Origin of the sequence: Roseivivax halodurans JCM 10272 (genome assembly GCF_000521785.1) — a bacterium.
GTDB classification, from domain to species: Bacteria; Pseudomonadota; Alphaproteobacteria; order Rhodobacterales; family Rhodobacteraceae; genus Roseivivax; species Roseivivax halodurans.
This window is the reverse complement of the sequence record NZ_JALZ01000032.1, coordinates 22,283-32,729: the sequence shown is the minus strand read 5'-3', so window position 1 is coordinate 32,729 and position 10,447 is coordinate 22,283. Positions and strand designations below refer to the sequence as shown.

Sequence of the window (10,447 nt, the reverse complement as noted above, 5' to 3'; positions counted from 1 at the left end):
GATCCGCGGATGCAGGATAATCCGCTCTGCTGCGGCGAGCCCGGCCTGCGGTTCTACGCAGGCGCCCCGCTGAGGACGGAGGACGGGCTGCCCCTCGGCACTCTGTGCGCCCTCGACTATGAACCCGGGGAGCTCACGTCCCTGCAACGGGACACACTTCGCGTGTTATCCCGCCAGGTCATGGTGCTTCTCGAGGCCCGGAGAGCCCTTCGCACCGCCGATGTGCTCCGCCGGGAAGTCGACCACAGGGTCAAGAACTCCCTTCAGTCGCTCTCGTCCTTCATCCGCTTGCAGCGTCGGGCCTTCGCGTCGGAGGATGCCAAGCTGGCGCTGTCGATGGTGGGAACGCGTATCGACGCGCTCACTCACCTGCATGAGCAGCTCTATCAGACCGATAAGCATCAATCTGTGGATCTCGGGGCGTTCATTGAGAAGATATGCGGGCATCTTGCGAGCGTTGCGCCCGAAGGTGTCACGCTCGAGCTCGAGGCGGTGCCGGTTGCCGTGTCGCCTCAGCAGGCTGCGGCGGTGGGCACCTATCTCAACGAGCTTATCGCCAATTTCTACAAGCACGGTTTCCCCGATGGCGAAAAAGGTGTCGTCCGTGTGCGGTTGCATGACGTGAAACGTGATCTCGGCGAACTGGTCTGCATGGATACCGGGGTCGGCTTTCCAGACGTCACTTCAACCACTCGGACTGGGAATGCAGATCGCCGAGGTCGTCTGTATGGAGCTCGAAAGCGACCTCGACCTGCGCAACAGCGGAGATGGGGTCCTCGCAACCCTACGGTTTGCGCCGCAATTGTAGCGGCACGTCTCCACTCCCCCAGGCAAGTATCCAGATCGGTTGGCAATGGGCTGTATTGGGGCCGTCGAGACGCGCACCCGTAGCGCCGTCCCGGACATCCTGCCGCGGTTTGATGCCAATCACAGCCCAGCAGCTCAGGCGCGCTCACACAGAACCCCCACCAGGGTGATCTCGATCGCGGAAATCTACCCACAATCGGAACGATCCCTTGAAAATGCTGCACTGCAGCATTACCTGAGCTTCAGAGGCGCAAGAGGGCGCCACCGAGACATCATCTTCTCTGGAAGGAGACCCGACATGGCCACGAAGCAGAACACCAAATCCGCAGCCAACGACATGCAGAACCTGTTTGATCCGAAGGGCTATCAGGACCTCTTCAAGACCTGGGGCCAGACGGCTGAGCGCATGACCGCGATCACCACGGATGCCGCGACACGTTCGACCGACATCGCGAACGGCACCGCCAAGGAAGCGTTCTCGAACCTCCGTGAGGTGGCTCAGGTCCGCGATGAGCCGGCCGATTACGGCAAGGCGTATAGCGACTTCGCGCAGAAGCAGATGGATCTCTTCATGCGCACGGCGCAGGCCTTCGCCACCGTGAGCCAGAACACGGCGACCGAAGCCACCGAGCTGGCGTCCAAAGCCGGTGAGGACATGGGCCAGAAAGCCGCTGCAAACGTGCAAGGCGCCGCAGACAAGGCGACCTCGGCAGCCAACAAGGCCGCGTGAGGCCACAGGCCCAACACCAAGATCAACGATGAACGGCGGGTCCTTGAGGGCCCGCCGTTTTGCTGTCCGAGCTTGCCAAGATGCAGGTTGGACATCCCTGCTGCGCAAGACCGTGGCCATCCAGACCGAAAGCAGTCACGTCTGAGGATCTTGTCGGGCGGCCTTGATGGCGCCCGTGGATCGGCCCCTCAAGCGTCTTGGACAGCTTCAGCACTGCCTGCGGTGTCACTTTTAGGGCGCAAACCGCCCCAGGGGACGTGTGCCTGCTTCCCCGAGATCACCTCCGAACCGGGAACGTCAGTCCCGCCACGGGCCAAGGGGGTAGGGGACATTATCCCATGCCGGATTCCGATCGGCGGCCAATCTTGGTCGCGACCGTGCTGCGTCGATGGAGCCAGCACCTTGAAGAGGGTGAGGTAACGTGACCATCACCCCCGACGGAAAGCGGTTTTCTGTAGGTTTGGGTGATACGGTTTTGCCGGAGTCTGCTTAAGGGCAGGTGGCTGGCAATGGGGCGGGGCTCTTATGGGCGTGCTTTTGCGTTAGCGCACGGGCTGAGCCAATTCTTCCTCATTCTGGGGGCGGCGCAGCGCATCGAGTGTGAGGGCAATGAGAGTGAAAATGATCGCCAGCGCGAGCCCGGTGCCCGACAGCACCGCCAGAGCCATGAGCCATCCTGCCCCCATCAGCAATGCAGCTCCTCCGGCAAGATAGGCCGGAATCGCAGCAGCGAAGACAATGATGAAACCCAATGTGGCTCTCCTATTAACCTGCAGCTCAGGACCGTCGGCCCATCATAGGACATCTCAGAGTTGCGGCAAAAATGTGGCGCGGGTGCGTGTGGCTTGGGGTAACACCCGGGATTCCGCACAAAATTGACCTCAATTCTGGGTGAACATCACCTTATCCTCGTCAAGAATGGCAAGTTATCATCATAACACTAATATGAGATATCATCGATAAAGGCAACTTCAAGTTGATCAATGGCTTTGGAATCCTGATGCTCGCGCCTGTCTGATCGCGGCATGGGGCGCCCCGTCGACTGCGGCTGCGGCTGTAGAGGCTCCCGTGCGGTGATCTCAGACGATCGGGGTGGCGGCGTCGCCGAGCGCATGCGCGAGGTTCGCAGCTTGCGGCAGGAGGGTGTGGAAGTCCGGATTACCGGAGATGTCTGAATGTCGAGCTGTACGATGCTGCCGGGCGCCTGCGTGTCGCGCCGCAAACAATCTTCGGCTTCCACGGTCCCTCGCGCCGGGGCGGCCCCTCGATGAGGTCACCTTCGAAAAGGTCTCGCGGCTTGTTGCGGCGCATTATCCGCAGCCGGTGCGCGCGTGGTATCTGAATGTTGCCCGCTACCGCATCAACGGGCTTTATAAACAGCGTAGCGCGGAGCTGATCGCTGCGGGAATCCGCGCCTGCTGAGCGTCAGAGGACGCCGCCACCCGAGCCATCCCAGAAGACCCATCGCTGCCAGGAACATCGTGCCAGCTGGCGGCAGCGGCACGGCGGGTATTGTGGCAGGGTCTGTGTCCTGCGATCCGCCTGGCTCACTTGTCCCCATGTCCAAGGGGCCGCTTGTCCTGGCAGAAGAAGGCTTGTCGAGGAGAAGCCTCGGCTCTGCTGCGTGACGCGCGCCATGGCGGATCAATTTGTGAAAGGGCGGTTTTTTGTTTTTGGTAAGGGGCGCGCCATTTTCGGTCGTTGGTATGCGCATGATGTAGGGCACGGGGGGAAACGGAGTCGTCCTTGCCGATCCTGTCTTGCATCTGACTCAACTTAATCGAGACCAGGTGCCATCAAAATGCCATTAAAGGGTGTATATTGCTGGAAACAGAGCGTTTTTCTGTGGCCAGATGTGGACAGAAATGTGGCACTCCCCTATTTGAATCCTTTAACCGGGGCGTTTACGTAGTGTTCGATTCGTTCGCGGTGTTTGGATATGAGGAACCATTATGCTTAATAAGCTTTTGATGGCCGCTGTGACGACGGTTGCGATGAGCAGCGCGGCCAGTGCGCTGACGATCACAAACAGAACCGCAGATTGCGAACTGGGCAGTGGCACCAGCGTAACCTGCGGAACCGATGACCGCCGCGATCTCAGCGTGGTTGAGCTCGGTGAGAGCGTGGGAAATGACTTTTTTTCGCTCGGGCTCGGTGGCACCGCAGAGTTCGAGATTGCTCCGAACTTCACCGGTCCGCTGACCGCGCTCGAAGTGACCAACGGTCGTGAGCGCTACTACACCGAAACCGCTGACGTGTTTGGTCGCAACACCAGTACCGGGATGTTTGAACTCCTTGGTTCGGTGAGCAACACCAGCGCGGTTTCGACGATCAACTTTGCGGGCAGCTTCGATGCCATCCGCTTCACCGACACCACGATCGTGCCGGGTAACCGGACCGGTGACGGTTACGACCTCGCAGCCTTCACTGTGGCGGCGGTCCCGCTGCCCGCAGGTGGTCTTCTGCTGATCGGTGGCCTCGGTGCGCTTGGCGTTGCGTCCCGCCGTCGCCGCAAGGCGGCCTGATCCACAACGGATCGGCGACAGAACAAGAAGGGCGCTCCCCGACGGGGGCGCCCTTTTTCATGCCAGTGCCTTGGGGTTGCTTGCGTTCCTCAAGGGCCAGGCTGCTGATCCCTGGCTGGACGGTCTTTCGGCCGCGGGACTGCAGGTTCAAGATCAAGAGATCGTAACGGTGGATGTTTTGTCCGATAGCGGCTGAAATTTATTGTAGGCTCTTCATCGATCTCGACATTGAGACAGCCGGAAAATCTGTGCGGGACCGGCCGGGATGTGTCTCTCGGGTCCAACCGACATGGGCATCGGCCTAGCGCTGAATCCAGGGGGAAGGGCAGGCGCGGTAGTCAATCGCGTTTGTTGCGGCCAAATGGAAGATTTGGGGCAGGCAGGTTACGCGGGCTCAGATTCCGAAGAGATCTTGGCCGGAAATCTCCATGCCGACGGCGTCGTCGCGCAGGAGGCTGGGATCGGCTGCTAGGAAATGGGCATCGAGATCTTCCAGCACTCCGTCGAAATTCTCCCTCCCCCACGGGTTTCCGAAGAAGGCGCCGGCTGAATTGCCACTCGCTAGGCCGGCCTCGATGAGCATCTCGATCTCCATCTCGCCGTTGACCTCCACTGCAAGCGTCCGATCGAAATAGAGTATTTCGATCTCCTGCGTTTCCGTGTCGCTCAGGTCCAGTTCTCCCGTGCTGTGTCGCGAAACGATGCCATCCTCGTCGAGGATGCGTATCATCAGGTTCCCGTCCGACTTGATATACACTGAGAATACACCGCTGAAATGGACGAGGTCCCCGCTGCTGTCGTCGTCCTCCGAGCGCACTTCCATCGATAGGTGAAACGCATCGGCTTCCATCATGTCCTTGATAAGATCGTAGGAAATCTGGCTGGAGATTCCAGGGCCGCCGAGCTCTAGCCCAACTCCCCTGTCAACCGTCCCGGTATCGAGTTGTCGGGGGCCTCCTTCGGAATACGCGATGAAGGCCGATTCTGTGTCGAAGTCCAGAACCTGCTGCCAAGTCTTCTCATCTGGCATCGAGGTCGCGAGCGCGTCCTTCCAGCCGATCTCGGAAGAGCCCGTGTCCATGTTTTCAGACGGCATGATCGAAGCTTCGTCTTCCAGAGCGGTCTCGTTCGGTCTCGTTATGTTTTGCGTCTCGCTGGTCTCCGGAGCGGCGTCGGCTCCTATGGTTTCGAGCGGCGTCGCCCCGAAGTCGTAGGCGCTTTCCTGGGTGGTGAGCGAGAAGGCCGAGACGATGCCATCGGCATTGGTGTGCCAGGGCGAGCCCAGAGTAAAATCGAAGCGGCTGCTAGCAAGTGTCCCGTCGAGACGCGCAGAGTCAGCTTTCGTTCCGTCGATCAACAGCGATAGGAGGCCATCCTTGAGCTCCAGCGCGATGGAATGGGACGCCCCGTCAGCAAGAGAGACCCCACTGCTGTCCAGTGCCGCCGCCCCCGCATCGGTGACAACTTTGACTATCAACTCGCCATCTTCGGTGAAATAGGCGTTCAGGTCGTGGCCTAGGCGGAACAGCGTACCTCCGGCCGCATCAAGGTTCACCTCAATCGCCAGAGCGAATTCCTCCGCTCCGAACAGGGGCGGAAGAGCGTCGCGGGGGATCGTCAGGGCAGCCCCTTGGGTGTCAAGATCGATACCGTCGGTTCCGTGCCCGGCGGGATCGGTGGCGATTATCCCGCTGTCCAACGCGATTTTCAGGATGCTGCCGTCGTAGACCGCGAGTTCGGGCCCGCTTACTGCGTGCTCATGCTCGACAGCCCAGCTGCGCCCGTCAGGCAGCTGGACCGACAATCCGACAGTGTAGGTGCCGCGGTCGTTGAAGACGTGATGGGCAACCGCGCCCGTGGCCGTGGTGCCGTCACCGAAGGTCCAGAAATATTCGGTACCCGTCGGCAGCGGCGCTCCGCCCAAAGTGCTGTAGGTGGCATCGAAATGCATGGCAGCCAAATTCTCGGCGTCAGGCGAGGCGTGGTACCTCGGACCGTCGCCGGACGACATGGTCGAGCCGACCGAGGCACCCGACAGGAGCTGGAAGTCGCGCGAGTCCAGCGTACTGCTGACGAACACCATGCTGTAATGATTGTCGGCATCGGCCATCTGATCCTGAACGAGCAGATTGTCCGCGACACTCCATCCCTCAAGCGAGCCGCCGGCGAGAATTTCGGAGGTCACATTGCGCTCGATCATCACGTTCCGAGATTGCGGTGCAACCGAAATCCGCGGGATCCCGACGGCCTCACCCGATGTGTCCGCCTCGGCCCCGTCGGCACGCAACACCGTATTCTTGCTTATAGACAACCCGATGCTCGCGCCCACCGTGATGCCGTGGCCATGACCGTTCGAGATCATGTTGTTCTCGATGGCGATGTCGCGCCAATACATCTCCTTGCCGGCCTGTCCGGTGTCGACGAGATAGTTGCGCAGGAAAATTGAATGTGTAGGGTCGCCCGCGCCGATATCCAGTCGATTGTCGCGAATGGTCACATGACTCGACGGCGTATCGGTTCCCACGTTCCAACCCTGAATCATGTCGGCGTGATCCCCGGGAATGGAGTGGAAATCGTGAATATGGTTTCCTTCGATCAAAAGGCCTTGCACATCGACGAAGTTTATGCCGTCCACTCTCATGGAGTGGATGTCATTGTCGCGTATAGTGATGCCCTCACTCTCTCGGATCTTGAAGCCTTTCCAGAAATCGTAGACTTCGTTGTTTTCGAGAGTCACATTCTCGGAATTGCGAACAATCAGGCCGGATCCGTAGCCGTGGCTATCGGATTCGGGCGACACGCCTGCTGCTAGGTCTCCATCGAAGATAGAATTACGAAAGGTTATCCCGTTGCTATCATAAACTCCAAATGGAGCGGTCCAGACCGGGTCTCTCTCCGAGAATTTATAATCGAACACAATCCCATCGAAAGTGATATTCGACGCGCCTTGGACGTTCATCATATTGAAAATGGCAGGATTTTCAGGGTCGGCTGACCTGATGGTAACGGTCTCCGGGAAGTTCAAGGACATATTGAGGCCAGATTTGAGCCTCATTTCTCCATAATTTCCGCCAGAGAGAACAATTGTCTCTCCGCCTTTGGCGGATGCGAGGGCGTTCAAGAGGTCGTCCGTATCGTTGACGCTGATATGATCGTACATTTCTTGTCCCTCAAAGGCAGCTTGATTCAGACGTTGAGTCGCGGTTGTGGCTTTATTTGGTGAAGTCTGCGGCAAAGATGCGGTGAAATAAGTTCTTTTAGAAGGCTCTCCAGAGAGTCTGGCGTGGGAGCCAGCACGCCTATGTATGGCAATAATCCAAATTTAGTTGGAGAAATTTACTCTAAAGGCACCCCCTATAAATTTCTTCTGTTTAGCCAACTCTCATAAGGCAGTATTTTCTTATTCTTGGATACATTTTTAGAGTGCTTGCTGGTCGATTATCATGCCGGCAATATGGCGATCTGCGCGCGGCCGCTGCGCGGGGCAGAGCGGTCCCATGAGCACCGCGACGGGCCAGCTACCGCGGAAGGCTGTGCTCCGGCGTTGAATGCAGGTAAGGGGCGATGGGGTTCTGACGTCCGAGTTGCGAGGCTGGGTGTCGTCGCTTATGATGGCCACCTTGCGCTGGCGGGCATTTAAGCCACGCCAGAAGGCGTATAGGACGGTGCGGCGCACCACCGCCTTGGTAAGCTATCGGGGGCTGCCCGCGTATCGGTCTCGCAACTTGGTAGGGCTGGTATTGTCATGGGTCTGCGTTAGCATGCAGGACCCGTGACATGAATCTCTAGGGTTGGGATGAGCGGAAAAACGCATATTCCCGTCATAGCGCGACTGGTTGCCCCTATTATTCGGAGTGGCGGGGGCGTCCGGCCTTGACGCATGTCCGCCGGACCATCCCTCTCGATCCCGGTCCCAGCGACCGCTCGCGGGGCTATTCCTTTTAGTACGCTTCTGCCGACGTTGGCGCGGGACGCGGACCGAGTTTAGTTTCGAGACGGCGTCCGAACCCTATGAGCGGTCCCTCGAAGAACCGGTAGGACAGCCAAGCCTGGAAGTAGGTCATCGCAAGGACCAGAACCGATTGCGGCCAGAAGGACAGTCCCATGCCAAATCGCTCTTGGATTACTTCTAGGACGACTATGTTGAAGTAGTGGAACAGGTAGATGAAATAAGAGTAGAACCCGATCGCCGCCACGGCGGAGATGAGTGGTGTGCGCATCGACGGCAGGTAGACCACGATGATGTAGATCACCAGACAGGCCATGAGAGTGATGAGCAGAAATAGCAGCGTGTGAAACGGCACGCGGCCGAACTGCATCAGCCCCCAAGTAGCGACAGTCGTGACGAGGAGCGGGATCAGAATCTTGCATCGGGCGTGCAGCGCCCACGCGACCGCACCGCCAAGCGCGACGGAATCGAGCCGCGCGGGTGGATAGAAATAGACATTTGGGAAGCCGGCTAGGTTGATCGCGAACCGAAGGGCCAGCGCTCCCACGGTCATGGCGATCAGGATGCGACCGATTCTTCCCCGCAGGATCAGCGCCGCGAGGCCGAGAATGATGTAAGAGAATTCCTCGACCGAGAGAGACCAGGTGATGGTATACGGCACTTCTGCCCGGTCACCGTGGAAGATCACCCAGCCCGTCAGGAAGACTGCATTCTGCCAGAGATTGTGCAACGTGTCGAGGTTTGTCCGTGTGACAATGCTACCCAAAGCATAGATCGCCAAGGCAGCCATGTAGAGCGGCACGATACGGAAGAACCGACGCATGAAGAAGACGCCGACGTCGCGTTTGTTATGGTGGGTGAGCAGGTAACTGGTAATCAGATACCCACTTAGCGGAAAGAAAATGTCGACCCCAAGAAGCCCGTACTGGAGGAACCAGGTGGCCACCGGGTCGAGCCCGGAGCCCGCCTGCAGCCCGATATGATAAAGCACGACCATGATGACTGCCAGGGCGCGAATGCAATCCAGAAGAGAGGAGCGCTTTTTCTGAGCGGCGACGGGGTTGCTGTCCATTTCGGCGAGTTCCTGATTTGTCAGGCCGATCGCGTGCGCGTCGCGATGCTTGCGGTTCTGGCGGGAAACCGGGTGTAACGCAGGCCGCGGCGGCCTGCGGCTTCTTTTGTTTCAACCGGGGGAGCGGTGTTGTCGCGTGGAACGACCATCCAGACCCCGGCCCCGAACGCAACGAAGATCAGCGTGGCAATCTCCGACCAGATGGCAACGGTTGCGATCGTCAGCATGATGCCGACGGTCGCGATCGACCAGCCGAGCTGCAAGTGGCGCGTTTCCGGATCGGCTTCGTGCCCGGCGCGGCCCGATTTCCAGATCGTGTAGACATAGGCGCCGAACAGCAGGGCAAAGGCTGGCACGCCGTAGACCACGGCGAGCAGGAGCCAGTGGTTGTCCATACTCCCCGTCATCCAGTGCGGCAATGGTATGCGCTTGCCTGCGCCGTACCCAAAGATCGGCGTGCGAGCGATCTGCTGGGTACCGAACTCGAGGATCAGCTTGCGCGCGTAGGCGGTTCCCGACGAAAAGGCGAGCCGTTCGGCAACGGCGTAATAGGCCGGGCGCGTCGAGGCGAGATCAAGCAGGACGTAGCCCACGATGCTGAACCGCAGAAGCCAGATCCAGGGTCGCTTTGCGCCGCGCGTGACGAAGGCGTAAAAGATCAGCCCTATCTGCGCCATAATGCCCATGAGAGGGCCGCTGGATACCGACAGGAAACAGCACAGCGCTATGGCTCCGCCCCAGAGCCAGCGCAGGGCAGTCGTGATGCGATCCTTGAGCCCGACTACGACCATCGCAAAGCAGATCGTGCAGAAGAGCCCGTAATGGATCGGGTGAGGGAAGGTGACCTGCACTCGGTAGAGCCCGCGCCGCTGCGGGTAGTCGACGTCGATGCTGGCGGAGATGCCGGGGACCTGGTCGATCATCCGGGCCAGACTCATGGTGCTGGTGATCGTCTCGTGGATGGCCAGAGGCAGGGTCAGTACGACCACGCTCCCGTATAGATAGATCATCTGCCGAAACGCCCGCGGTCCGCGGATATAGGCCCGGCCCATGAGATATCCGCCCAGCAGGATTAGCATGTTGGAGCCTGCGAAGGTCAGAAAGACCGCCGTATTGTTCTTCAGCGTGCTGATCGAGAACCAGAACAGGAAGCCGAAGACGAGCCAGTCTGTCGTCAGGATCTTTCCGAACCGGCCAGAGAGGAACTTCACCAGCAGTATCGGCGTCAGCACCAGAAGCAGCAAACGCGACACCGTCATGTAGAGCGAGCTGATCTCGAAGGAGACCTGAAACACTAGCGACAGGAAGACCAGAACGAAGACCGGCGAAAGGGGAGGGTCCGCCACGTCGTCGAATGTTGACCG

At 59.3% G+C, this 10,447-nt stretch carries 7 protein-coding genes; 3 read left to right on the top strand and 4 right to left on the bottom strand.

What is annotated here, in order from left to right; genetic code table 11:
- Both OCH239_RS22290 and OCH239_RS23165 read left to right on the top strand, forming a co-directional pair.
- On the top strand, positions 1 to 891 hold an 891-nt coding region (locus OCH239_RS22290; protein WP_280111404.1), incomplete at its 5' end, for a histidine kinase dimerization/phosphoacceptor domain -containing protein.
- Positions 892 to 1,105: 214 nt separating this feature from the next.
- Positions 1,106 to 1,537, top strand: coding sequence for a phasin family protein (locus OCH239_RS23165; protein ID WP_037265617.1), 432 nt, complete (start codon positions 1,106 to 1,108; stop codon positions 1,535 to 1,537).
- Between the two features lie 542 nt (positions 1,538 to 2,079).
- Here OCH239_RS23165 and OCH239_RS17695 read toward each other — a convergent pair.
- Positions 2,080 to 2,289: a hypothetical protein gene (locus OCH239_RS17695; protein ID WP_037265615.1), complete on the bottom strand. Its 210-nt coding sequence runs from the start codon at positions 2,287 to 2,289 to the stop codon at positions 2,080 to 2,082.
- Positions 2,290 to 3,489: 1,200 nt separating this feature from the next.
- Between OCH239_RS17695 and OCH239_RS17690 the strand changes: the two genes are divergently transcribed.
- A complete protein-coding gene (locus OCH239_RS17690; protein ID WP_084782603.1) occupies positions 3,490 to 4,062 on the top strand; it encodes a VPLPA-CTERM sorting domain-containing protein in 573 nt (190 codons plus the stop codon).
- Between the two features lie 394 nt (positions 4,063 to 4,456).
- On the opposite strand, the gene OCH239_RS17685 is transcribed toward OCH239_RS17690, so the two are convergent.
- From OCH239_RS17685 to OCH239_RS17675, 3 genes are all read right to left on the bottom strand, one after another.
- The gene (locus OCH239_RS17685; RefSeq protein ID WP_037265611.1) at positions 4,457 to 7,222 is read right to left on the bottom strand and encodes a right-handed parallel beta-helix repeat-containing protein; all 2,766 of its coding nucleotides are present in this window, start codon (positions 7,220 to 7,222) and stop codon (positions 4,457 to 4,459) included.
- 781 nt (positions 7,223 to 8,003) lie between these two features.
- Positions 8,004 to 9,083 carry an acyltransferase family protein gene (locus tag OCH239_RS17680; RefSeq protein ID WP_037265609.1) on the bottom strand — a complete coding sequence of 360 codons (1,080 nt, stop codon included), beginning with the start codon at positions 9,081 to 9,083 and terminating at the stop codon, positions 8,004 to 8,006.
- Between the two features lie 20 nt (positions 9,084 to 9,103).
- Positions 9,104 to 10,429 carry an O-antigen ligase family protein gene (locus OCH239_RS17675; protein WP_037265606.1) on the bottom strand — a complete coding sequence of 442 codons (1,326 nt, stop codon included), beginning with the start codon at positions 10,427 to 10,429 and terminating at the stop codon, positions 9,104 to 9,106.
- Between the last annotated feature and the right edge of the window lie 18 nt (positions 10,430 to 10,447).

Coding starts and splice junctions, on each gene's coding strand:
- OCH239_RS23165 (WP_037265617.1), top strand. CDS start 1,106: ATGGCCACGAAGCAGAACACCAAATCCGCAGCCAACGACATGCAGAAC.
- OCH239_RS17690 (WP_084782603.1), top strand. CDS start 3,490: ATGCTTAATAAGCTTTTGATGGCCGCTGTGACGACGGTTGCGATGAGC.
- OCH239_RS17685 (WP_037265611.1), bottom strand. CDS start 7,222: ATGTACGATCATATCAGCGTCAACGATACGGACGACCTCTTGAACGCC.
- OCH239_RS17680 (WP_037265609.1), bottom strand. CDS start 9,083: ATGGACAGCAACCCCGTCGCCGCTCAGAAAAAGCGCTCCTCTCTTCTG.